Origin of the sequence: Caulobacter sp., from assembly GCF_035254145.1 — a bacterium.
Taxonomy (GTDB): Bacteria; Pseudomonadota; Alphaproteobacteria; order Caulobacterales; family Caulobacteraceae; genus Caulobacter.
Window position 1 is genome coordinate 1 of record NZ_DATFAV010000325.1, and the last position, 23078, is coordinate 23078.

General features: G+C 67.2%; 28 protein-coding genes and 1 other RNA gene. 21 read left to right on the plus strand and 8 right to left on the minus strand.

What is annotated here, in order from left to right; genetic code table 11:
- Positions 1-342 precede the first annotated feature (342 nt).
- Together VJ655_RS19410 and VJ655_RS19415 are read left to right on the plus strand one after the other, a co-directional pair.
- Complete coding sequence (locus VJ655_RS19410; RefSeq protein ID WP_324113960.1) at positions 343-1248, plus strand: SDR family NAD(P)-dependent oxidoreductase; 906 nt, start codon at positions 343-345, stop codon at positions 1246-1248.
- A 224-nt stretch (positions 1249-1472) separates the two neighbouring features.
- Complete coding sequence (locus tag VJ655_RS19415) at positions 1473-2771, plus strand: outer membrane protein transport protein (protein ID WP_324113962.1); 1299 nt, start codon at positions 1473-1475, stop codon at positions 2769-2771.
- Positions 2772-2866: 95 nt separating this feature from the next.
- Here the strand turns inward: VJ655_RS19415 and VJ655_RS19420 are convergent, their stop codons facing one another.
- The 3 genes from VJ655_RS19420 to serB all read right to left on the minus strand — a co-directional run bounded on the left by VJ655_RS19420 (position 2867) and on the right by serB (position 5646).
- Positions 2867-3979, minus strand: coding sequence for an Mrp/NBP35 family ATP-binding protein (locus tag VJ655_RS19420; protein ID WP_324113964.1), 1113 nt, complete (start codon positions 3977-3979; stop codon positions 2867-2869).
- Positions 3980-4075: 96 nt separating this feature from the next.
- A complete protein-coding gene (locus VJ655_RS19425) occupies positions 4076-4741 on the minus strand; it encodes an HAD family phosphatase (protein ID WP_324113966.1) in 666 nt (221 codons plus the stop codon).
- Positions 4738-5646 (minus strand): phosphoserine phosphatase SerB, encoded by a 909-nt coding sequence (serB, locus tag VJ655_RS19430; protein WP_324113968.1) that lies wholly within the window; start codon positions 5644-5646, stop codon positions 4738-4740. The genes VJ655_RS19425 and serB overlap by 4 nt, the downstream gene beginning before the upstream one ends.
- On the opposite strand from serB, the gene miaA reads away from it, so the two are divergent.
- Positions 5627-6535 carry a tRNA (adenosine(37)-N6)-dimethylallyltransferase MiaA gene (gene miaA, locus VJ655_RS19435; RefSeq protein WP_324113970.1) on the plus strand — a complete coding sequence of 303 codons (909 nt, stop codon included), beginning with the start codon at positions 5627-5629 and terminating at the stop codon, positions 6533-6535. The two genes, serB and miaA, sit on opposite strands and share 20 nt — an antisense overlap.
- Here miaA and VJ655_RS19440 read toward each other — a convergent pair.
- A complete protein-coding gene (locus VJ655_RS19440; protein WP_324113972.1) occupies positions 6522-7067 on the minus strand; it encodes a hypothetical protein in 546 nt (181 codons plus the stop codon). The genes miaA and VJ655_RS19440 overlap by 14 nt on opposite strands.
- A 104-nt stretch (positions 7068-7171) precedes the next feature.
- Here VJ655_RS19440 and VJ655_RS19445 point away from each other — a divergent pair, with 104 nt between their 5' ends.
- On the plus strand, positions 7172-7657 hold the full coding sequence (locus tag VJ655_RS19445) for a CinA family protein (RefSeq protein WP_324113974.1): 486 nt from the start codon (positions 7172-7174) through the stop codon (positions 7655-7657).
- Here VJ655_RS19445 and VJ655_RS19450 read toward each other — a convergent pair.
- Complete coding sequence (locus tag VJ655_RS19450) at positions 7654-8721, minus strand: serine hydrolase domain-containing protein (protein WP_324113976.1); 1068 nt, start codon at positions 8719-8721, stop codon at positions 7654-7656. The genes VJ655_RS19445 and VJ655_RS19450 overlap by 4 nt on opposite strands.
- A 175-nt stretch (positions 8722-8896) precedes the next feature.
- Here VJ655_RS19450 and VJ655_RS19455 point away from each other — a divergent pair, with 175 nt between their 5' ends.
- The 6 genes from VJ655_RS19455 (at position 8897) to VJ655_RS19480 (ending at position 13513) form a co-directional block, all read left to right on the plus strand.
- The gene (locus tag VJ655_RS19455) at positions 8897-8944 is read left to right on the plus strand and encodes a hypothetical protein (protein ID WP_193852718.1); all 48 of its coding nucleotides are present in this window, start codon (positions 8897-8899) and stop codon (positions 8942-8944) included.
- Positions 8945-9044: 100 nt separating this feature from the next.
- Positions 9045-10850, plus strand: a complete 1806-nt coding sequence (locus VJ655_RS19460; protein WP_324113978.1) for an acetolactate synthase 3 large subunit — start codon at positions 9045-9047, stop codon at positions 10848-10850.
- Positions 10851-10906: 56 nt separating this feature from the next.
- Positions 10907-11251, plus strand: coding sequence for a GIY-YIG nuclease family protein (locus VJ655_RS19465; RefSeq protein ID WP_324113980.1), 345 nt, complete (start codon positions 10907-10909; stop codon positions 11249-11251).
- Entirely contained in the window at positions 11248-11805 is a 558-nt protein-coding gene (gene ilvN / locus VJ655_RS19470; RefSeq protein WP_324113982.1) for an acetolactate synthase small subunit, read from the plus strand. The genes VJ655_RS19465 and ilvN overlap by 4 nt, the downstream gene beginning before the upstream one ends.
- A 12-nt stretch (positions 11806-11817) precedes the next feature.
- On the plus strand, positions 11818-12660 hold the full coding sequence (locus VJ655_RS19475; RefSeq protein WP_324113985.1) for a hypothetical protein: 843 nt from the start codon (positions 11818-11820) through the stop codon (positions 12658-12660).
- A gap of 82 nt (positions 12661-12742) precedes the next feature.
- Positions 12743-13513 (plus strand): hypothetical protein, encoded by a 771-nt coding sequence (locus VJ655_RS19480; protein WP_324113987.1) that lies wholly within the window; start codon positions 12743-12745, stop codon positions 13511-13513.
- A 61-nt stretch (positions 13514-13574) separates the two neighbouring features.
- Here VJ655_RS19480 and VJ655_RS19485 read toward each other — a convergent pair whose 3' ends face one another.
- The gene (locus VJ655_RS19485; RefSeq protein ID WP_324113989.1) at positions 13575-14486 is read right to left on the minus strand and encodes an AraC family transcriptional regulator; all 912 of its coding nucleotides are present in this window, start codon (positions 14484-14486) and stop codon (positions 13575-13577) included.
- A gap of 185 nt (positions 14487-14671) precedes the next feature.
- Between VJ655_RS19485 and VJ655_RS19490 the strand changes: the two genes are divergently transcribed.
- The 7 genes from VJ655_RS19490 (at position 14672) to VJ655_RS19520 (ending at position 19623) form a co-directional block, all read left to right on the plus strand.
- Positions 14672-14818 (plus strand): hypothetical protein, encoded by a 147-nt coding sequence (locus tag VJ655_RS19490; protein WP_324113991.1) that lies wholly within the window; start codon positions 14672-14674, stop codon positions 14816-14818.
- A complete protein-coding gene (locus VJ655_RS19495; protein WP_324113993.1) occupies positions 14815-15096 on the plus strand; it encodes an Atu4866 domain-containing protein in 282 nt (93 codons plus the stop codon). Before VJ655_RS19490 ends, VJ655_RS19495 begins: the two co-directional genes overlap by 4 nt.
- Positions 15060-15424, plus strand: a transfer-messenger RNA (tmRNA) gene (gene ssrA / locus VJ655_RS19500). Before VJ655_RS19495 ends, ssrA begins: the two co-directional genes overlap by 37 nt.
- Before the next feature lie 242 nt (positions 15425-15666).
- Positions 15667-16152, plus strand: coding sequence for an SspB family protein (locus VJ655_RS19505; RefSeq protein ID WP_324113995.1), 486 nt, complete (start codon positions 15667-15669; stop codon positions 16150-16152).
- The gene (locus tag VJ655_RS19510) at positions 16149-16619 is read left to right on the plus strand and encodes a PaaI family thioesterase (protein WP_324113996.1); all 471 of its coding nucleotides are present in this window, start codon (positions 16149-16151) and stop codon (positions 16617-16619) included. Before VJ655_RS19505 ends, VJ655_RS19510 begins: the two co-directional genes overlap by 4 nt.
- Before the next feature lie 8 nt (positions 16620-16627).
- A complete protein-coding gene (locus tag VJ655_RS19515; RefSeq protein WP_324113998.1) occupies positions 16628-17398 on the plus strand; it encodes a C13 family peptidase in 771 nt (256 codons plus the stop codon).
- 77 nt (positions 17399-17475) lie between these two features.
- Complete coding sequence (locus VJ655_RS19520) at positions 17476-19623, plus strand: serine hydrolase domain-containing protein (RefSeq protein WP_324114000.1); 2148 nt, start codon at positions 17476-17478, stop codon at positions 19621-19623.
- Positions 19624-19632: 9 nt separating this feature from the next.
- Here VJ655_RS19520 and VJ655_RS19525 read toward each other — a convergent pair whose 3' ends face one another.
- Together VJ655_RS19525 and VJ655_RS19530 are read right to left on the minus strand one after the other, a co-directional pair.
- Entirely contained in the window at positions 19633-20073 is a 441-nt protein-coding gene (locus tag VJ655_RS19525) for a RusA family crossover junction endodeoxyribonuclease (RefSeq protein ID WP_414647008.1), read from the minus strand.
- On the minus strand, positions 20031-20570 hold the full coding sequence (locus VJ655_RS19530; protein WP_324114004.1) for a DUF1697 domain-containing protein: 540 nt from the start codon (positions 20568-20570) through the stop codon (positions 20031-20033). Before VJ655_RS19530 ends, VJ655_RS19525 begins: the two co-directional genes overlap by 43 nt.
- Before the next feature lie 85 nt (positions 20571-20655).
- On the opposite strand from VJ655_RS19530, the gene fumC reads away from it, so the two are divergent.
- The 4 genes from fumC to VJ655_RS19550 form a co-directional block, all read left to right on the plus strand.
- Positions 20656-22047: a class II fumarate hydratase gene (gene fumC, locus VJ655_RS19535; RefSeq protein WP_324114006.1), complete on the plus strand. Its 1392-nt coding sequence runs from the start codon at positions 20656-20658 to the stop codon at positions 22045-22047.
- Positions 22047-22502, plus strand: a complete 456-nt coding sequence (locus VJ655_RS19540; protein WP_324114008.1) for a GNAT family N-acetyltransferase — start codon at positions 22047-22049, stop codon at positions 22500-22502. The genes fumC and VJ655_RS19540 overlap by 1 nt, the downstream gene beginning before the upstream one ends.
- A 77-nt stretch (positions 22503-22579) precedes the next feature.
- Entirely contained in the window at positions 22580-22822 is a 243-nt protein-coding gene (locus tag VJ655_RS19545) for a type II toxin-antitoxin system CcdA family antitoxin (RefSeq protein ID WP_324114010.1), read from the plus strand.
- Positions 22823-23078, plus strand: a 256-nt coding sequence (locus tag VJ655_RS19550; protein WP_324114012.1) for a CcdB family protein, incomplete at its 3' end; no start/stop codon positions are given.

Below are 23078 nucleotides of genomic sequence, written 5' to 3' on the forward strand. Positions count from 1 at the left end.
CTTCGGCGGCGCGACAGGTCCGGGCTGAAATCGCCCGGGCGTTCCGGGACCGGGGTCGTCGCCCCGGCCCGCCCGTCGGGGGCCGACTGTCGGGAGCGGGTTAAAACCCCGCGCCCCGCTGGCTCACCGGATAACGACTGCGCGGAGCGTCTGGCTTCGTCGAAACGGTAATCACTACCCAAACCTCCGGACGGATGTCCGGCGCTCCGCATCCCCTTCCATCCCTTCAGCGGCCAGCCGCGTGAAGCGGCGAGCCCATGCGCGCGGAGCTCCCCTTGACGCCCCTCCTCCCGCGCCGCACAACACGGCCAAACCAAACACGCGTTTGAGGGAGATTTTGGCATGGCGGACATCCGCTTCGACGGCAAGGTGGCGATCGTCACGGGCGCGGGCGGCGGGCTCGGCCGCCAGCACGCGCTGGAACTGGCGCGGCGCGGCGCCAAGGTCGTGGTCAACGACCTGGGCGGCAGCGTCGACGGCTCCGGCGGCTCGTCCGAAGCGGCCCAGAAGGTGGTCGCCGAGATCGAGGCCTTCGGCGGCGAGGCCATCGCCCACGGCGCCTCGGTGACCGACGACGCCGGCGTCGCCGACATGGTCAGGACGACCATGGACAAGTGGGGCCGCATCGACATCCTGATCGCCAACGCCGGCATCCTGCGCGACAAGACCCTGACCAAGATGGAGCTGGCCGACTTCGAGCTGGTCATGCAGGTGCACGTGTTCGGCACCTTCAAGCCGATCAAGGCGGTCTGGGACATCATGAAGGCCCAGAATTACGGCCGCATCGTCGTGACGACCTCGTCGTCGGGCATGTACGGCAACTTCGGCCAGAGCAACTACGGCGCGGCCAAGATGGCGGTGCTGGGGCTGATGAACACCCTCAAGCTCGAGGGCGCCAAGAACGACGTCAAGATCAACGCCATCAGCCCGGTCGCGGCCACCCGCATGACCGAGGGCCTGATGCCGCCGGAGGTGCTGGCCAAGCTGGCCCCGGAATATGTCACGCCCGGCGTCGTCTATCTCTGCTCCGACGAAGCCCCCACGGGCGCCATCCTCACCGCCGGCGCGGGCGCCTTCGCCCTGTCGCGCGTCTACGAGACCGAAGGCGTCTATCTGGGCGAAGGCGGCCTCTCGGCCGAAGAGGTTCGCGACAACTGGGACAAGATCACCGACGAGGCCGGCCAGAAGGCCTACTTCAACGGCGGCGAGCAAGGTCAGAAGTTCTTCCGAAAGATGGCCGGAGGCTGACGTAAGGTAAGCATTCGCGACCTTGAGGTTCGCTTTTGATCAAGTTTTGACATACCGATGATTAATACGGGGCCCTCGCGGCCCCGTTTCTTTTACGCCACTGACAAAATTCACACCTGGATCAATTTATAGCAACGTTATTTGATCTGATGCGTTAAAGCGGCGCCCTTAAGGCCCCGTCCGCTGTTCGGCGAGCCTCATATTTCACAAGGTCGTCAGTCATCATGTCTCTCACGCGTAACCGCCTCGCCGCCGGCGTGGCCCTCCTGACCCTCGCCGCCGCCACCCAGGCCTCGGCCTCGGCCTTCTATCTGCAAGAGCAGTCGGTGCGCGGCGCCGGTCGCGCCTATTCGGGCGAAGTCGCCGATACGGGCGTTGGCAGCCTGTGGTGGAACCCGGCCTCGATCGCCAGCGTCGAAAAGGCCGAGATCTACGGTGGCCTGCACTATGTCGGCGTTGAATCGCATGTGAAGAACACCGGCTCGACGATCCGCCGTTCGACCACCACGACGGGGATCAGCGGCGACCAGGACGTCTCGGGCCCGATCAAGAACGGCGTGGTCCCGAACTTCGCGGCCGCCTATCGCCTGAACGACAAGATCGTGGTCGGCCTGTCGGTCGCCGCCCCCTACAACTTCACCACCGAATACAACACCACCAGCTGGACCCGCTATGACGCGCTGAAGTCGCGCCTGACCACCGCGGACATCCAGGCCACCGTCGCCTATCGCCTGACCGACACCCTGGACCTGGGCCTGGGCGTCGACGCCATCTATTCCGACGCCGAACTGACCAACGCCCTGCCCAACTTCCCGACCCCGTTCAATCCGACGGCCCAGGACGGCAAGCAGAAGCTCAAGGGCGACGGCTGGGACTACGGCTGGAACGTCGGCGCTCAATGGCGCCCGACTTCGAAGCTGACGTTCGGCGCCAGCTACCGCGCCAAGGTCAAGCGCACCCTGAAGGGCGACGTCACGGTCAGCGGCCTCACCTATCCGCTCACCACCGGCAACATGGTCACCAAGGCCCAAGCCACGATCACCACGCCGTGGACCGCCACCGTGGGCGCCCGCTGGGCCGTCAACGACCGCCTGACGGTCAACGGCTCGGTCAGCCGCCTGGGCTGGAGCGAGTTCGACGCCATCCGCGTGACCTACGCCGGCGGCGGTTCGACCAGCATCCAGGACTACAAGGACATCACCACGATCGCCGTGGGCGCGGACTACAAGCTCACCGACAAGGTGACCGTGCGTGGCGGCCTGCAGCGCGACCCGACCCCGACCCCGGACAACGACCGCACCTCGCGCGTGCCGGACGGCGACCGCTGGATGTACGCCGTGGGCGCGACCTTCCAGACCACGCCGAAGCTGCAGCTGGACACCGCGCTGAACTACATCGCGTTCAACTCCAGCAACATCAACCGCTCGGACACCTTCTACTCCGGCGCGGCGGCGACCAGCCTCAGCGGCCGGGTCAGCGGCCATGCGCTGGTGATGTCGGTCGGCGGCCGTTACAGCTTCTAGGCTGAACGCCCCATCGAAGACGAAGAACGCCGCCCGGAGCTTCCGGGCGGCGTTTTTCTTTGCTGGAAATCAGGGCTTGGGATCAGGCCCAGGGATCAGACCTGAAGACCTCGCCACAGCGTCTTGGCCGCGGCGACGAACACCTGGGCGGCCTGGCCCTTGGGCTCGCCGATCACCACCGGCACGCCCTCGTCGCCGCCCACGCGGACCGCGATCTCGATCGGCACGGCCCCCAGCAGGGGAACCTTCAGGCGCTCGGCCTCGGCGACCCCGCCGCCCTCGCCAAAGATCGGGATCGGCGCGCCGGTCGAGGGATCGGCGAAGAAGGCCATGTTCTCGATCAGGCCCAGGATCGGCGTCGCGGTCTTCTCGAACATCACCGCCGCGCGGCGGGCGTCGATCAGGGCGATCTCCTGCGGCGTGGTCACCAGCACGACGCCGTCGATCCGCAGCTTCTGCACGAGGGTAAGCTGGATATCGCCGGTGCCCGGCGGCAGATCGACGACCAGCACGTCCAGCGGAGCCTGTTCCGAACCCCAGGCGACGTCATGGATCATCTGGCGGACGGCGGACGAGGCCATCGGCCCGCGCCAGATCATCGCCTTGCCCTCGTCGACGATGAAGCCGATCGACATCAGCTTGACGCCATGGGCTTCCAGCGGCTGGAGCTTATCGTTCTCGAACAGCGGATCACCGTCGACGCCCATCATCTTCGGCGCCGAGGGACCATAGACGTCGGCGTCCAGCAGACCGACGCGCAGGCCCTGCTGAGCGAAGGCGACGGCTAGATTGGTCGAGACGGTGGACTTGCCGACCCCGCCCTTGCCCGAGGCCACGGCGATCACGTGGCGGACGTGGGCGGGCTTCTCGGCCTCCGGCGGCGGGACCATCCGCGCCTGGGGATCTTCCTTGATCGTCGCGCCCTTGCGAACCCGGGTCGCGCCCTCCGCCGCCTGGGCGGTCAGGACGACCTGGGCGACGTCGATCCCCGGCAGGTCGGCGAGCGCCCGTTCGGCCGCGTCGCGGATCGGGACGTAGGCGGCGGCCTTGCTGGCGGGAACCTCGAGCACGAACCCCGCGCGGCCGCCGCGAACCACCAAGCCTTGCACCAGACCGGCCTTGGCCAGGCCCTCGCCGCTGGCGGGGTCGATGATGCGGTCCAGGGCCGCGCGGGCGTCGTCGAGCGTAGCGGGGTTTGAGCCGGTCACGTCAGTCAGGCCTCGTATTGCGAGCTTTTCATATCCGCGCCGCGACCGGGATTTACAAGACCGACCTCGCTCGTAAGGGAAACCCCGCTTCCAGCGTCAGGCCGAAGCCTTCAGCAGGTCCATCACCGCGTGCAGGCTCTCGGCGATGTGGACGCACTTGTCATGCATCTCCTCGTTGGGATCGAGGATGTCGGGCACCATCACCGTCATCATGCCGGCCGCGTGGGCGGCGCGCACGCCAGGATGGCTGTCCTCCAGCGCAAGGCAATAGCCGGGATCGACGCCGATGCGGCGGGCGGCCTCCAGATAGGGATCCGGATGCGGCTTATGCCGGGTGACGTCATGGTGAGCGACCACCACATTGAACCGGTGCAGCAGGTCGAAGCGGCCCAGATAGCGCTCGACGGCGGCCAGGCCGTTCGAGGTGGCGATGCCGCGCGGCAGGCCTTGATCGTCGAGATAGTCCAGGATCTCGACCACCCCCGCCTTCAGCTTCGTCTCGGCCGCCAGGAGATCCTCGACATCGGCCCAGACCCGCTCGAAATAGGATTGAACCGGGAACTTGGGACCGAAGAGTTCCTGCAGCATGACCGCGCTTTCCGGCGTCGTCTTGCCGACCATCGAGGCATAGATTTCACCGGTGAACTGCACGCCGAAGACGTTTCCCGCCTCGATCATCGCGGCCCGATAGACGATCTCGGTATCCAGCAGCAGCCCGTCCATGTCGAAGACCACGGCGTCGACGCGGCGGGGAAAGCTCACTGAACGAACTCCTCGGCCTTGTAGCCCTGAAAATAGAGCAAGGTCGTCAGATCGGTGTGATCGACCTTGGCGTCCGCCTGCGCGGCCACGATCGGCTTGGCGCGGTAGGCGACGCCCAGGCCAGCCGCCTCGATCATCGCCAGGTCGTTGGCGCCATCGCCCACGGCCAGGGCGTCGGCGGGCGTCAGGCCCAAGGCCGAAGTTTCGTCGTTGAGGGCGGCCAGCTTGGCCTCCTTGCCGAGGATCGGGTCGCCGACCTCTCCGGTTAGCACGCCGTCGCGCTCGATCAGGGTGTTGGCGCGGTTCAGATGGAAGCCCGCCGCCTGCGCCACCCGGCTGGTGAAGAAGGTGAAGCCGCCGGAGACGAGCGCGCAGCGCGCGCCGTTCTGGGCCATCGTCGTGACCAGGGTCCGCGCGCCGGGGTTCAACTGAACCCGCTCGTCGTAGCAGCTTTGCAGCGCGCCGGCCGAGAGCCCCTTCAGCATGCCGACCCGCTCGCGAAGGGCGCCCTCGAAAGCCAGCTCGCCGCGCATGGCCCGTTCGGTGATCTCGGAGACCTTCTCCTTGACGCCGGCGAAGTCGGCCAGTTCGTCCAGGCATTCGACGTTGATGATCGTGGAGTCCATGTCGGCGATCAGCAGGCGCTTCCTGCGGTTGTCAGCCGGCTGGAACGCGAAGTCGACGGCCAGATCCGACAGCGAGGTTCCCTCGCCCGGAAAGCCCATCAGCTTGGCCTTGGCCTGCACCTTGCCATCGGCGGGCAGCAGGAAATCGCAGGCGGTCGGACCAAGCGCGCTATGGCTTATGGACAGCAGGCTTTCGACGCGCGAAACGGCTTGTGCGTAAGCGTCGCGGTTCGCCCCGACGATGGTGAGGACGGTCGGAATGATGGAGAGTTCGGACATCGCGCCCCGCATCTGGCTGATCGCGGGCCCGACCGCAAGCGGCAAGTCGGCCTACGCCCTGCAATTGGCCGAGCGGATCGGCGGCGAGATCGTCAACGCCGACTCCATGCAGATCTACGCCGGCCTGCGCGTGCTGACCGCCGGTCCCTCGCCCGAGGAGACGGCCCGCGCGCCGCACCACCTGTTCGGCGTCGTCGACGCGGCCGTCGGCTGGTCGGTCGGACGCTGGCTTGAGGCGGCGACCAAGGCGCTTTCCGAGATCGCGGCGCGCGGAAACCCCGCCATCGTGGTCGGCGGCACCGGCCTCTATTTCCGGGCGCTCACCCACGGCCTGGCCGACGTGCCGCCGGTGCCCGAAACCCAACGCGAGATTTCGGGCCTGCTCTACGCCGCGCGGGGCGAGGAGGAATTCCGCCAGATCCTGAAACCCCTCGATCCACAGGCCGAAGCCCGCATCGAGGTCGGCGACCGCCAGCGCCTGGTCCGGGCCCACGCCGTGGCGATCGCCACCGGCAAGTCGCTGACCGCGTGGCAGACCGACACCAAGCCGGCGCTCGAACCCGGCAGCTGGAAGGGCCTGGTCCTGGATCCGCCTCGCGCCGAACTCTACGCCCGGTGCGATGCGCGCCTGGCGCTCATGGTCGAGCAAGGGGCGCTCGACGAGGTCCGGGCCATGGAGGCGCGCGGCCTGGACCCATCCCTCCCCGCCCTGAAGGCCGTCGGCTATCGCGAGTTCGCCGCCCACCTGCGCGGCGAGACCACCCTGGATCAGGCGCTTGACGCCGCCAGGCAGGAGACCCGCCGCTACGCCAAGCGCCAGCTGACCTGGTTCCGCAACCAGACGCCGGACTGGGCCAGGATCGTTGGAGGCGACGTCAGCGTTCCGTGATGGTGGTTCCGGCCCGCAGCAGCTGCGGCCTGACGACCAGCTGATAGTCCTCGGCGAACAGCTGGTCCTTGGTGCGGTCCAAGGCGGCGATCACCCTGTCCTCGGCGGCCAAGACCGGCTTGGCGAACACCTCGCAGGACGTGTCGACCGGCAGATCCGCCTGGCCCGCCTCCGTCGCCATGAGCGGCAGGGTGTTGGTGTCGGTGCAGCCCATCAGGCCCGTGATCGAATAGAAGCAGATCTCGCGCTGCAGATAGGACTCGATCGTCCAGACGCAGGGTATGGCCGACACTGCCACACCGTCCGGCGGCGCCGGGACCGGGCCAGGCTTGGCGATGGTGCGCAGGAAGATCTGATGGCGCACGACCACGTTCTCGGTGCGCCCCGCCTTGGCCAGCACCAGGGAACGGGCCTTCTGCGCGACCGGCGCCAGGTGCTGCAGCGTCGGTGGTTGGGGAACGGCGGGCGCCGTCGCGGCGGGGGGCGTAGCGGCTTGGAGAAGCAAGAGGACCTCCAGGTTGAGCTTGGCCATGGTGCGCACGTTCGCTCAATCTTTGCGAGAGGCTGCGATCATGCCGGTTTTCAGGCTCGTCCCTTGCCCTTATGGGCAAAGGGGATCAGCACGAAAGAAGCCCGATGTCCGACCTCAACGCTCTCGCCGAACGCGTCGCCGCACGCCTGATCGCCCGGGGCGAGACCTTGGCCATCGCCGAGTCCTCGGCTGGCGGCCTGATCTCGGCGGCCCTGCTGGCCGTGCCGGGCGCGTCGAAGTTCTACATAGGGGGCGCGGTCGTCTACACGGCCCGCGCCCGACTGACCCTGATGGATATTCCGCAGAAGGCCATGGACGGACTTCGTTCAGCGAGCGAGCCGTACGCGGTGATGCTGGCCCGCGTGGCCCGCAAGAACCTGAAGGCGACCTGGGGCCTGTCGGAAACCGGCGCGGCCGGCCCCGATGGCAACCGCTATGGCGACGCGCCCGGCCACTGCTGCATGGCCGTGGTCGGCGAGGAGGTCTCCGTCAGCGCCACGCTCGAGACGGAAAGCGCCCAGCGCGGTCCCAACATGCAGGCCTTCGCCGCCGCGGCGCTGGAACTGCTCGCGAAGACCCTGGAAGCCTAGACCGTCCCGAACAGGGCGTAGGCGAACTCGTCCATCGCCTTCTGGGTGATGCTGGTATTGTTCAGCAGCACGACGGTGGTCTGGTCGTCGAACCGGTGGCCCAGCACCGAGCGGTAGCCGGCCGTGTTGCCCGTCTCCCAGGCGAAGACGCGGGGCAGGCCGTCGGCGAACAGCGTCTTGACCCGCCCGCCCAGGGCATAGCTCTGATCCGGCCAGCCGATGGTCAGCAGGTCCTTCTTGCGCGACGGAGATAGGACGTCGCCATCAAAAACCGCGTGGGCGGCCTTCAGCAGGTCTCCCGCCGTGCTGACGAAGCCGCCGCTGGCCGCCATGAACGGAAATCTGTCGTTCGCTCGCCGGACCAGCGGCTCCAGCGTTCGGTACGAAGCGGCGACGTTCGGCGGATCAAACGGCGTGGTGCGGGAAAGGCCCACCGGCGTCATGACCAGCTCGGCCATCGCCTGCGCATAGGTCTTGCCCGTCACCGCCTCGACGATCGCCGTGACCAGGATCCAGTTGGTCAGGACGTAGTCGAACTTGGTCCCCGGCTCGAAGATCAGGTCGCCCGAGCACCACAGCTTCACCGCCTGCTCGGTCGTGAAGGTCTTCTTGAACAGGTCCGGGTCGGGATTGGCCTTGGTCCAGGTCGCGAAGCCGTTCGGAATGCCGCTGATGTTGGTCATCAGGTGACGCAGCCTGACCTTGGCGCCCGTGTCGGCGCGGTAGTCGGGCAGCCAGGTCAGGATCGGCGCGTCCAGGTCCAGCTTGCCGGCCTCGACCAGCTTCAGGATCGCGGTCGACGTCAGCCACTTGGAAATCGAGGCTATGGCGTAAGGCGTGTCCAGCATCGCCGGCCGCCGAGCCTCGATGTCGGCGAACCCGACGGCGCGGGAATAGATCGGCTTGCCCGCCCGGCCGATCAGCACCACGCCCTGAAAGGTCTGGGTCCGGAGAAAGGCGTCGACCGCCTTGTCCGCCGCCCCGCCCGACAGCACGCCCGCCGACGCCGTTTCGACCAGACCGACAGCGGCCGCGCCGACCAGAAATTCGCGCCGTCCGAACACTGAAACGCTCCTCGACTGCGGGGAGCGCGACCGTGGCGGGGAAAACCTGCCCCTGTCACGTGAAACTCCGGTAAGGTCACACCGTCCGAAAAAGGCACAACCTTGCGGCAATGCGCGCCTTGACGCGTCAGGGCGCGCATGTCATCACCCATTCCGTAGCTTTGGAGCAAGACTCGTGCGCAAAACCATGATCGTACTTATGGAGCGGCCGTCCGCGACGTGACCTTGAAGTCACGCCGTAGTTCGGTCGCGCGCGCAAAGGTCCTTCGGGACCTTTTTTCTTTTCCGCCTCCCTCCTTCCCGCATCCCACCGGATCAGTCCCATGACCGCCCACCAGACCATCGAGAGCAAGGCTCCCGCCGACACCGCCGATCGCGCCATGACCGGCGCCGAGATCGTGGTTCGCGGCCTCGTGGACCAGGGCGTCGAGGTTCTGTTCGGCTATCCGGGCGGCGCGGTCCTGCCGATCTACGACGCGCTGTTCCATGAGCCGCGCCTACAGCACATCCTGGTCCGCCACGAGCAGGGCGCGACCCACGCCGCCGAGGGCTATGCGCGCAGCTCGGGCAAGCCGGGCGTCGTTCTGGTCACCTCGGGCCCCGGCGCGACCAACGCCATCACCGGCATCATGGACGCCCTGATGGACTCGATCCCGATGGTCGTCATCACCGGCCAGGTCCCCACGCACCTGATCGGCACCGACGCCTTCCAGGAAGCCGACACGGTCGGCATGACCCGCTCGTGCACCAAGCACAACTACCTGGTCAAAGACGTCCGCGACCTGCCGCAGATCATCCACGAGGCCTTCAAGATCGCCACCACCGGCCGTCCGGGCCCGGTGCTGATCGACATCCCCAAGGACGTCCAGTTCGCCAAGGGCGAGTACCTGGGCCCGGACGAGATCAAGTCGACCCACGCCTATTCGCCGCGCACCAAGGCCGACGCCGGCCGCGTCGCCGAGGCGGTCAGGCTGATCGCCAACGCCCGCCGGCCGATCTTCTATACCGGCGGCGGCGTGATCAACGCCGGCCCCAAGGCCAGCCAGGCCCTGCGCGAGTTCGCGGCCCTGACCGGCGCGCCCGTCACCTCGACCCTGATGGGCCTGGGCGCCTTCCCCGCCGCCGATCCGGCCTGGCTGGGCATGCTGGGCATGCACGGCACCTTCGAGGCCAACAACGCCATGCACGACTGCGACGTGATGATCTGCGTCGGCGCGCGCTTCGACGACCGCGTCACCGGCCGCCTCGACGCCTTCTCGCCGGGCAGCAAGAAGATCCACATCGATATCGACGCCTCGTCGATCAACAAGAACGTCCGCGTCGACCTGCCGATCGTCGGCGACGCGGGCAGCGTCCTGGAGGATCTGATCGCCGCCTGGAAGGCGGGCGGTCATCAGCCCAACAAGGCCGCGCTGAGCGATTGGTGGGCCCAGATCGACCAATGGCGCGCCCGCCAGTGCCTAAAGTACCGGGGCTCCGACATGGTCATCAAGCCACAGTACGCCATCGAGCGCCTGTACGAGCTGACCAAGAACAAGGACGTCTACATCACGACGGAGGTCGGCCAGCACCAGATGTGGGCGGCCCAGTTCTTCCGCTTCGAGGAGCCCAACCGTTGGATGACCTCGGGGGGCCTGGGCACCATGGGCTATGGCCTGCCCGCCGCCCTGGGCGTGCAGCTGGCCCATCCCAGGAGCCTGGTCGTCGACATCGCCGGCGAAGCCTCGATCCAGATGTGCATCCAGGAGCTGTCGACCGCGATCCAGTTCGACCTGCCGGTCAAGATCTTCATTCTGAACAATGAGCGGATGGGCATGGTCCGCCAGTGGCAGCAGCTGCTGCACGGCGAGCGCTACAGTCACTCCTATTCCGACAGCCTGCCCGACTTCGTGAAGCTGGCCGAGGCCTATGGCGCGGTCGGCATCCGTTGCGACAGTCCCGGCGACCTGGACACCAAGATCCTGGAGATGATCAACAGCGACAGGCCGGTGATCTTCGACTGCCTGGTCGAGAAGGACGAGAACTGCCTGCCGATGATCCCCTCGGGCAAGGCCCACAACGACATGATCATGGGCGAGGTCGAGGACATCGGGAACGTGATCGGCGAGGACGGAGCGGGGCTGGTCTGATCGGCCGTGCGTCCTTCGAGGCCCTCCGGCGGAGGGCCTCGAAGGACGCAGGGCAGATGTACGACCTCCAAAGCGCCTGGGTTTACATGCTGAGGTGTCGCGATGGCTCCTACTATGTTGGCTCGCATCGTGGTCCCGAGGTTGGAGATCGCGTATCGCAACACCAGCAAGGCCATGGCGGCGACTACACTTCATGTCGCCTGCCGGTCGAGTTGGTCTGGTGTGAGGCGTTCCAGTTCATCACCGACGCCATCGCGGCCGAACGTCGTATCAAGGGTTGGTCGCGCGCCAAGAAGGAAGCGATGATGCGCGGCGAATGGGACAAACTCCCCTCGCTGTCTCGTCGTCGGGGCGGTAAGCCCAAGCCGGAAAACGAACCAGAAGTCAGAGCTCAGACATGACCGCCAACGTCCAACCCGCCCCCGCCTCGGCCTACGACCTTAGCCCCAACGAGCAGGCCGAGCAGACCGCCACCTTCGCCCTGCTCGTCGACAACGAGCCCGGCGTTCTGCACCGGGTCGTCGGCCTCTTCGCCGCTCGCGGCTACAACATCGAAAGCCTCACGGTCGCCGAGACCGATCGCAAGGCCCACACCAGTCGGATCACCGTGGTGACCCGCGGCACCCGCCAGGTGCTCGACCAGATCGAGGCCCAGCTGAACAAGGTGGTCAATGTCCGCCGCGTCCACGACGTGACCCGCGACCCGAACGGCGTCGAACGAGAGCTGGCCCTGGTGAAGGTGCGCGGCCAGGGCGTCGATCGCGTCGAGGCCCTGCGGATCGCCGAGATCTTCCGCGCCAAGCCGGTCGACACCACGCTGGAAAGCTTCGTGTTCGAGATCTCGGGCGCGCCGTCCAAGATCGACAAGTTCCTGGACCTGATGCGTCCTCTGGGCCTGGTGGAACTTTCGCGCACCGGCGTCCTTTCCATCGAGCGGGGCGTCGAAGGCATGTAGCGGAGACGGGCGATGAGCGGCCTGACCGGACTGATCGCGGGCCTGGCGCTCGTCGTCTTTCAGGGGGCCGCCGTCCAACAGGCCCCTCCGCCGACACCCGATCCGGCCGACTGGTGGTCGCCGGAGGTCCCTCGTCCGCCGCCGGAGCTGGAGCCGCTCTATAACCGGCGCCTCGGCAAGACCGAGCAGCCCATTCCGATCGATAATGGCGTCGAGCCCCTGCTCTACCGCCTGTGGGGCCTGCAGCCGCTGCAGAACCAGATCCTGCGCAAGGGCGAGCTGGTTCTCGAGGTCTGGGCGCGTCCCGCGCGGGGCGTCCGCCAGGCCGTGGTCCGGCTCACCCTGCGCCGCGATGGCCGCGCCTTCGTCCAGGCGCGCGCTGGCCTCGGTTGCTGCACGCCCGAGATCGGCCGCCGCGTCGACATCAACGCCGAACTAGGTGAGCCGCTGATCCAGGCGCTGAAGGCCGTTCCAGCCGCCCCTGCCTGGAGCCAGCCGCGCGCGGTCATTGTCGACTACGGCGGCGGGGCGGTGTCGGCGCTTTGTGTCGACGGCGTGTCATGGGACGTCACCCTCCTCACGCCCGGCCAGGCCCGGCACCTTCGTCGCGCCTGCGATGACGCCGAGGTCGGATCGATCGCCTCGATCCTGGCGACCGCGGTCGGCGCGGCGGTGGGCCGGGATCCGCGCTTCGACGCGGTGTTGCCCAGGGGCGCGGATTTCTCGCGGCAACAGCGGGCCTATGACGATCTACTGGCGGCGGGAGGAACTCTGCGGCCAGCCGAGAGGAACCGTCCTCAGCCGCCCACGGTCTCTCCGCCGGACGAGCCGACCGAGCCCGAAAACCCGCTATAGGGAAATTTTCAATCCATTCTTGTCATGGTTGTATATTCCACATAACGGCGTTATGAGTTTCCACACATAAAGGGAGGCTCGCATGACCCGAGTGTTTTCACGCCTGCTGGCGCACGCTTCAGTCCCGCTTGCTCTGCTCGCCGGACTAACCGGCGCTTCCGCCGCCTTCGCCCAGGCGACGCCGACGATAGCCCTCGTCCCAGCCAGCAAGCCGCCGCCTGTCCCCAATGGCATGAAGGTGACGTGTCTCACCGGCCCGGACTCGCTGCAGTCCAGCCCGACCTGCCCCGTCATCCAATATGGTGGTAACACCACCTGGGCCTTCAGCTTCATCGACAATCGGGTGTCCTACGGGGTCGTTACCTACGACGCCGCCAACAACGTCGTTAAGAACGTCACCCGCGATGGCGCTCGCTACGTTTACAAGATGACCGTCGACCCCAACGCCAAGACGGTGAGCATCTGGGGTCAGGGCAACGCCAAGGTCGACGTGGCCTGGAGCGACCTGCCCACCGCCCCGCCGCAGGTGGTCCAGGTTCCGGCCAACGCGCCGCCTCCCGTGCCCAGCGGTCTGAAGGTCACCTGCCTGAAGGGGCCGAACACGCTGGAGCCCAGCCCGACCTGCCCGGTGGTGCAGTACAACGGTCACACCACCTGGGCCTTCAGCTTCATCGACAATCGGGTGTCCTACGGCGTCGTCACCTACGGGCCCAACAACCAGGTGCTGGCCAACAACACCCAAGACGGCGCGCGCTATGTCTACAAGATCACCGTGGACTCGAACGCCCAGACGGTCAGCTTCTGGGGCCAGGGCGACGCCAAGGTGACCGTGCCCTGGTCGGCCCTGCCGTAGACCGCTCGACGCCCGACGTCGGAGCGTAGAGCCTGCCTGGTTCGCTCGAACCTAACGCGCTCTAGGCTCTGGCGGCCAGCGGCTCGGGCTGTTCCCGCAGGCGCGCCACATCCCGCAGCGGCGGCGCGCCGAACAGCCGCGCGTATTCCCGGCTGAACTGCGAGGGGCTGTCATAGCCGACGGAGTGGCCGGCTGTCGCCGCGTCCAGGCGCTGAACCAGGATCAGACGGCGCGCCTCCTGCAGGCGGATCTGCTTCTGGTACTGCAGCGGGGACAGCGACGTGACCGCCTTGAAGTGCTGGTGCAGCGCCGAGGGGCTCATGCGCGCCTCCTCGGCCACGGCGTCGATGCTGAACGGGCGGTCGAAGTTGCGCTTGATCCAGCCGATCGCGCGATTGACCTGACGCAGGCGGCCGTCGCGGCGGGCGATCTGGGCCAGGCGCGGCCCCTGGGGTCCGGTCAGCAGGCGATAGAGGATCTCGCGCTCGATCAGCGGCGCCATGACGACGACGTCCTCCGGCGTATCCAGCAGCGACACCATCCGGCGGACCGCGTCGAACAACTGCGGCGTCATGGCCCCGGCCGACATCCCCCCGACGAGCGGCGCGGCGGCGTCGAGACGGGCGGCGAGGCCGCATTCCATGATCATCTCGCTGATCAGGTTCGCGTCGAGGACGATGCGGAAGCTCAGATACGGCTTGTCCGCCGAAGCGTCGACGACCTGGCCGGTCGCCGGCACGTCGATCGACGACAGGAAGAAATTTCGCTCGTCGTATTCGTGAATGACTTCACCCACCGTCACGCGCTTGCGCCCCTGCGCCAGGACGCAGAACGATGGGTCGTGAAGGCCATGATGCGGCTCGCTGGGCTGGGTCAGCCGGTAGAGGGTGACCCTAGGGCAGCAGGTTTCGACCGGCCCTTCAGCCGGCGTGAATCGTTCAATCAGGGCCGCCAGCGCCTCGCGCGTGCTCATGCTTTCCCCTTTTGTGGACAGGGGTGTTTGTAAGCCTTGCACGATCCTCCGTCACGCGACGGCGTTCGGTTATGGAGGATCGTGCAATCATGCCGGAGCATCGATCTACCGGCTGGATGGGTCCCTGCCGCATAGTGACCTCGTTCCGCTCCCCGACGCGGCAACTCCCAAAATCTGAGCTCGTGATGAGACGCTACACGCCCCAGCGCGGCGTGACGGCTCCGCGCTGGTTCGTCGCCGTCCTGCTGGGCGGAACGGCCGCGCTGACCGCCGCGACCGCCGCGCTCCCTCAATCCGCCCCCGCCACCCAGACATGGAGCATCACACGATGATGATGTCCGCCATCGTTCCCCACATCCCCGTCGCCGGCGTCTGGACTTCGCCCGACGGCCATATCAGCCTCGAACTGCGCGCCGACGGCCGCTTCATCGAGACCCGCGACGACTTCGCCGACGTGTTCACGGGCGTCTACGTCCTGGTCGGCGAAACGCTGAAGCTGTTCGAGGATCGCGGCGCGGTCGTCAGCGGCGTTTTGTCCAACGGCCGCCTGAGCCTGGGGACAATGCAGCGCCCGGCCTTCCATACCGAGGTCGAAGCCCCTATATTGTGATTGTCCGGCTTCGGCCGAACTATGGGGATAAACGCGCACGTAATAAGCGGACTGGACCCGGGTGCGATTCCCGGCGGCTCCACCAAATCTCTCCCAAGTTATCATGGGACTGCATGGGGCCGATCAGCATCGACAGACGTGTAAAGGTGACTGCTTTCTCTCGGCTTGACCCACCGTTTCGGGTCATTTTCTAAATGCGAACGATAACTTCGCTGAAGAGTTCGCCGTCGCCGCGTAATGCAGCGCCGTTGAATTCGACCTTTAAGTCCTAGGGGTTCAGATCCTTAGGCGGGGCCCGGAGGGAGCCTGCCAACAGAATCCCTCCACTTTCTCTCAGCATTGCCGAGGCTCCCTCCTCTTTACAGAGAAGGCATGAGGGAGCCTGCCAACAGAATCCCTCCACTTTCCACCACATCGCCAGGACGAGACCGCCGCAAACGGTTGCGCGCGTCGTGACCTCGAATCCTCGTTGCGCTTCGTCCCGGGGCAACAAGGAGCCGCTTTGCGGCGGGCCTCCGACGCGCTACGTTCCGGGCTTCGTTTTTCAGTTTGAAGTACCGACCTCAGCGCATGTCCCAGACCGAACCGCCCGAAGACCTCATGCAGTACGAGGCCATGGCCCAGGACGCCCTGCGCGGCGTGGTCAAGGCGGCCTTGAAGAAGGCCGCCGCGCCCGGCGGCCTGCCCGAGCCGCATCACCTGTACATCACCTTCAAGACCAAGGCCCCGGGCGTCTCGGGCCCGCAGGATCTGCTGGGCAAGTACCCCGACGAAATGACCATCGTCCTGCAGCACCAGTACTGGGACCTGGCGCCCGGCGAGACCTCCTTCTCGGTCACGCTGAAATTCGGCGGCCAGCCCAAGCGCCTGTCCGTTCCCTACGCCGCCCTGACCCGCTTCTACGATCCCTCGGTTCAGTTCGCCCTGCAGTTCGCTCCGCCCGAAGTGATCGAGGACGGCCCCGAGCCCGAAGCCGAGCCTGAAGCCAAGGCGACGGCCCCGGCGGGCGACGAGGGCCCCAAGATCGTTTCCCTGGACCAGTTCCGAAAGAAATGAGCGACGTCGTCTCCGACGCTCCCCAGGCCCTGAGCGACGAGGCGGTCCTCGCGCGCTTCCGCGCCTCCAAGAACCAGCCCAGCGGCTCCAAGACCCTGGGCTTCGAGCTGCTGGCGGTGCGCCAGGCGGAGCGTGAGGTCGAAGTCAGCTTCACCGCCCGCGCCGACCTACTCTGCAACCCGATGGGGCAGATCCAGGGCGGCTATGTCTGCGCCATGCTGGACGAGGCCATGTCGGTCGCCGGCATGATCACCTCCGGCATGACCCATGTGGTCCCCACCCTGGAGATGAAGACCAGTTTCCTGCGGCCGGCCATGCCCGGCGTGCTCCGCGGTGTCGGCCGGGTGGTGAAATGGGGCCGCACGGTCTGCTTCACCGAGGGCGAGCTCTACGACGCCGAGGGCCGGCTGCTGGCCAAGGCCACGGGCACGGCGATCCCGACGCCTTTCGCCAAGTTCAAGAAATAGGTCGGAGCGTGCGGTTCGCGGCGATCATCGGGGTTCTGGTCCTGCTGGTCTCGCCGCCCGCCAGCGCCCGCGCGGCGGGACCGTTCGCCGACTGGGCGGCCGTCGTCGTCGCCGGCGACTTCCATTCTCATTCGGGAGGAACGACCGAGGCCTTCGACAACGCCCGCCGCGACGTCTCCCGTACGCTCGTTGGACTAGGCTTCGAAAGGAGCGCGATCGCGCAGTTCTCGGTGCGGCCCGATCGCTATCCATCCGAGTCGCCCGGGCGCTCGGACACGCAGGCCATCTCCGAAGCGCTAAGAATCAAGACGGCGTCGGCCAAGGCCGGATGCCTGTTCTACATCAGCTCGCACGGAAGCCCCGATGGCGCTGTCCTGGGCAAGACCATTCTTCGCCCTCAACTGCTGGCCGCCATGCTGGACCAGGCCTGTCCCAATCGCCCCAGCATCGTGGTGGTCTCGGCCTGCTTCTCGGGCGTCTTCATCCCTCCCCTGCAGAAAAGCGACCGCCTGGTGCTCACGGCGGCGCGCTCCGATCGCGCCTCCTTCGGCTGCGGCGAAAGCGATAAGTACCCGTATTTCGACGATTGTTTCCTGTCCGCCGCGCCGACGGCCCGTGACTTCACCGCGTTGGGCGCGGGCGCGCAGGCGTGCGTGGCGCGCCGCGAGAAGGAGACCGGGGCCGAGCCGCCCTCCGAGCCACAGGTCTGGATCGGAGCCGCGCTGCGCCCCATGCTGCCGCTTTACGCGTTCGATCGCTCGCGCCCCCGCGCGCCATAGAGGCCGATCGGGTTTGACCCGCGCGGCAAGCACGTTACACAAACCCTAGAAGTTTCCGCTTCACCCAGGGGACATCGTTGACGTCGCGCGTTTCGCCAGCAGCCGCCCTCGTGGCGGCCATCATCGCACTTTGGTCCGTCCTCGGATCGGAGACGCAGGCGCAGGACGCTTCGCCGCCCGCCCCTGCCAACGAGACGCCGGTCCTCGACTCGGCTCCGCGTCCCTATTCTAGCCTGCGCCCGCGCCGCGTGCGCCCAGTCGCCCGGCCGGAACGGATCACCTCCGCCCAGTCCAAACCCGCCGCGGCCGCCGTGGCGACGCCGCCGGTCCAGGCCGCCCAGCCCGTCGCCGCGGGCGTCGCTCCCCTGCCCCGCCCCGAACTGGAAGCCTTCGTCGATGGCGTGGTTCAACGCGCCATGGCGCGCGATCACATCGCCGGCGTCACCATCTCGGTCGTCCAGGGCGGCCAGGTGGTTCTGAAGAAGGGCTACGGCTTCGCCAATCTGGGCCAGCGCAAGCCCGTCGATCCCGACAAGACGCTGTTCCGCATCGCCTCCATCTCCAAGACCTTCACCTGGATCGCGGTGATGAACGAGATCGAGTCGGGCCACATGCGGCTGGACGGTCCGGTGAACCTGTACCTGCCCGAGCCGCTGCAGCTGAAGGACCAGGGCAAGAAGACCCAGGTTCGCCTGCGGGACCTGATGACCCACACCGGCGGCTTCGAGGATCGGGCCCTGGGCCAGCTGTTCGAGCGCGATCCGGACCGCGTCCGTCCGCTGGCGGACTACCTGCGCCAGGAGCGCCCGCGCCGGGTGCGCGAACCGGGCCTGCTGCCCAGCTATTCGAACTATGGCGCGGCCCTGGCGGGCGAGGCCGTCTCGAACGTCTCCGGCAAGCCTTTCGAGCAGCTGGTCAGCGAGGAGATCATCCTGCCGGCCGGCATGAGCCACACGACCTTCCGCGAGGCGCGTCCGTGGCGCGACGACCTGCCCGCGCCGATGTCCGGCGCCTTGGCGGCCGAGCTTTCGGACGGCTACTCCTGGACGTCGATGGGCTGGAAGGTGCAGCCGCGCGAATTCATGGGCCAGGTCGCTCCGGCGGCCTCGGCCTCGAGCACGGCGGGCGACATGGCCCGCTACATGACGCTGCTGCTGAACGGGGGCGTCATCGACGGTAAGACGATCTTCTCGCCCAAGACCGCCCAGGCCTTCCGCACGCCGATGTATCGCCCCGCCCCCGAGGCGGCCGGCTGGAACGCCGGGTTCCAGGACATGCCCCTGCCCGGCGGCCGGCGCGGCTTCGGTCATGGCGGCGCGACGCTCTACTTCCATTCCAACATGGTGATCGCTCCCGAGCTCGGGGTCGGGATCTTCGTCTCGGTCAACACCGACAGCGGCGCCAACCTGCCCGCCACCCTGCCCTCGACGATCATCGAGCACTTCTACGCCCGCCCTCCCGCCGTGCCCGCGCCTAGCGCCCTGAGCTACGAGCAGGCGCGCTTCTACGAGGGCGACTACCTGACCACTCGCCGCGCCTATGGCGGCCTGGAAGGCTTCACCAACCGCATCATCGGCCGGGCGATCATCCGGGCCACCGCCGACGGCCGGCTCTCGGTCAACGAGGGCGGCTCGACCGTCCTGTTCAACGCAGGCGAACGCCCTGGCGTCTTCAAGGCCGTCGACGGGCCCCTGGTCCTGGTGTTCGACGCCAATGGCGATCGCCCATCGCGCTTCTACGCCGCGCGGGGGTTTTCGACCTACGAACGGATCGGCTTCTTCCGATCCGCCAGCCTGCTGATCTGGACCGCCGCCCTGGCCGGCGCGGCCAGCTTCGCCACGATCCTGGGCGTCCTCGTGCGCAACCGGCGGGAGGCTCGCCAGACTCCGGTCCAGGCCCGCGCCAGCCAGATGCAGACGGCGCAGGCCGTGCTTTGGCTGATCTCGGCCGGGTGCGTGAGCGTGTTCGGCGCGCGCGCGTCGGACCAGACGGCGGTCTTCTTCGGATGGCCCAGCGGTTGGCTGCTTAGCGGCTCGGCCTGCGCCCTCGTCGCGGCGGTGCTCAGCGTGCTGACCCTGGGCGCCCTGCCCGTGGTGTGGCGTGGCGGGCGGCGCGTCGACAGCTGGACCGCCGCGCGAAAGGTGGCTTTCACCTTCACGGCGCTGCTGTTCGTGTTCCTCAGCGTGCTGCTGGGCCTGTGGAACTATCTGCTCCCCTGGAGCTGAGCGCCCGGCTCAGCCCTCCAGGGTCCGCCGCATAAGATTGGAGCTCAGCTTCCGGACCTGGATGACGATCCGCTCGCGCTCGCCTGCCCGGCGCTCGACCAGCAGGCGCGCGACCTGGGCGTCGTCGTGGAACGCATAGCCCTTGATGGCGTCCAGCAGGGCCTTGGCCAGGTTGTCGAGGTCCATCCACGGCGGCTCGCCGACATATTCCATGCCGATCTCGACGCTGAACTCGCCCCAGGCCGGGCGCGACCCGCGCCAGGACTTGCGGAAGAACTCGTAGATCAGCGGCTTGTAGTACTTGCCCTGCGTCGTCAGCCCGTCGACCACCAGGGTCAGTTCGCCGCCGGTCTCGCGGGCCCGGACCTTGCCGTGATGCGTCCAGTCCGATCCGTCGAAGGCTTGGCTCACGCGTCCATCATCCCGGCCAAGGCCATCACCGTGTTCCAATTGCGCGTCGTCCCGACCGGCGAGCGCTTGGTCTTCTTCCAGTCCCGATCCAGCACCGAGTCGGCCATGCTGATCGGGAAGTCCAGATAGAGCTCGCAGGTCCCCACGGCAAAGCGTTCCGGTCCGGTGACCGCCGCCCGCAGGATCGCCTCGTCCTCCGCCGGCAGCGGCGACTTCAGGAAGTTAACGATCACATGGCTGGGGTGGTCGACGGCCTCGGCCTTGAACGGATTGCCGTCGATGATCGTCCTGATCTGCGCGGGCGACCGCACCATGAAGTCGGTCCGCAGACCCATCCGCGCCTCCAGGGCGTCCTCCAGCGCTCGCTCCAGCGCCGGGCCGCCCGTGTGATCGCCCCACAGAACGAGGTTGCCGCTGGCCAGATAGGTCTTGGCCTCCTTGAAGCCGGTATCCCGCGCGATGCCGAGCAGGTCGTCCTTCAGCACCTTGCGCTTGCCGGTGTTGATCGAGCGGGGCAGCGCCACATAAGGGCTCATCGGGGTCTCCTTCGCGCTTGCGAACATTGCCCTCCCGCCGCTCAAGGTCTAGACCGCGCTCGACCATTTTTCCGGAGATCGCCGCATGACCGCAACGCGCACCGAGACCGACACCTTCGGCCCCATCGAAGTCGCCGCCGACCGCTATTGGGGCGCGCAAGCCCAGCGCAGCCTGGGCAACTTCAAGATCGGCTGGGAGAAGCAGCCGCTGCCGGTCGTCCGGGCCCTGGGTATCGTCAAGCGCGCCGCCGCCGAGACCAACACCAAGCTGGGCAAGCTGGATCCGAAGTTGGCCGAAGCGATCATCAAGGCCGCCAACGAGGTCATCGAAGGCAAGCTGAACGACCATTTCCCGCTGGTCGTCTGGCAGACCGGTTCGGGCACGCAGTCGAACATGAACGCCAACGAGGTCATCTCGAACCGCGCGATCGAGATGCTGGGCGGCGAGATGGGCTCCAAGAAGCCCGTCCATCCGAACGACCACGTCAATATGAGCCAGTCGTCGAACGACACCTATCCGACGGCCATGCACGTGGCCTGCGCCGAGCAGATCGTCAACGACCTGCTGCCGGCGCTGAAGCACCTGCACAAGGCGCTGAAGGCCAAGTCGGACGCTTGGGCGGACATCATCAAGATCGGCCGCACCCACACCCAGGACGCCACCCCGCTGACGCTGGGCCAGGAGTTCGGCGGCTACGCCCAGCAGGTCGAGAACGGCGTCGAGCGCATCGAGCAGACCCTGCCCAAGCTGATGCAGCTGGCCCAGGGCGGCACCGCGGTCGGCACCGGCCTCAACGCCCCGATCGGCTTCGCAGAGGGCGTGGCCGAGGCCATCGCCGCGATCACCGGCCTGCCCTTCACCACCGCGCCCAACAAGTTCGAGGCCCTGGCCGCCCACGACGCGATGGTGTTCAGCCACGGCGCGATCAACACGGTCGCCGCCAGCCTGTTCAAGATCGCCAACGACATCCGCTTCCTGGGCTCGGGCCCCCGCGCGGGCCTTGGCGAGCTGTCGCTGCCGGAGAACGAGCCGGGCAGCTCGATCATGCCGGGCAAGGTCAATCCGACCCAGTGCGAAGCCCTGACCCAGGTCTGCGTCCAGGTGTTCGGCAACCACGCCGCCGTCACCTTCGCCGGCAGCCAGGGTCACTTCGAGCTGAATGTGTTCAACCCGGTGATGGCCTACAACTTCCTGCAGTCGGTCCGCCTGCTGGCCGACGCGGCGATCAGCTTCACCGACAACTGCGTGGTCGGCATCGAGCCGCGCATCGACAACATCAAAAAGGGCGTCGAGAACAGCCTGATGCTGGTCACGGCCCTGAACGGGCGCCTCGGCTACGACATCTGCGCCAAGATCGCCAAGACCGCCCACAAGAACGGCACGACCCTGCGCGAGGAAGCCGTCGGCGGCGGCTACCTCACGAACGAGGAGTTCGACCAGTACGTCCGTCCGGAGAACATGGTCTCGCCGGGCTGATGCTTCAGCTGGTTCGTCTGTTCGACGAACTGCCGGGCGGCTTCGACGACCTGGTCGGCGAGGCCTCCGGCGAAGGCGTGCGCAACATGGCCCTGCTGGCTGAGAGCTGGCGGGCCGGCGCGCGCTTCCAGGATGACGGCGAGGCCCTGCTCGCTGCGTTCCTGGTCGGCGAGTTGGCGGGAATCGGCGCCATGAGCGTCGAAGCCGCCACGCCCGAACCCGCCCGCCGCCTGCGCCGCTTCTACGTCCGCCCCGCCATGCGTCGGCGGGGCGTGGCGACCGCGCTCGCCTCGGCCTTGATCCATGAGGGCCTGGACAGCGTGGACCTGCTGACGGTCAACGCCCGGGCTTCGACCGCCGCCCCGCCGTTCTGGGAGTCACAGGGCTTCGTTCCGGATACGAGCGGACCGTGGACGCACGCGATGCGACGCGCACCGCAAAATCTCAATTCATAGTTGATATTTCGGCGACGCTCGCCAAAACTGGCCGCTCCGCTGTGAGCCGAGAGCACGCCATGTTAGCCTCACGTCCCATGGACGCTCCCGAACTCGACCGAGGCATCGATCCTGAACTGCTGGCCCAGGCCGAACGGCTGGGCATGTCGGTCGCGGGCATGAGTGAGACCCAACTGCGGTTGCATCTGCAAAAGGTCGATCCGGCCGGAGGCGAAGCGCGTGCGCGCCGTTGGGCCGAGGAGAACGCCGAGGCGATCGCGGAGCATAATGAACGCATCGCACGACGTGGCCTGATTTCAGATCACTTCAGGCGATGGTAGGTGCGCCAGTTCGACGCCTTCCAAAATCCGTCTTCCGAGTCGCGCCGAGTCGCGCCCTATCTCGTCGTTCTATCCTCGCATCACCTGCGCGACCTGTCCGAGGTCGTCGTCGCTCCGGCGGTCAATGACGCGACCCGAACCGTCGGTGAACTGGAAATCCCGATCGAAATCAATGGTAAGACGCTTACGCTGCTGATCAGCGAACTGTTCAGCCTGACCACCGTCGCCCTACGTCTTCGGGCCGCCAGCCTGATCG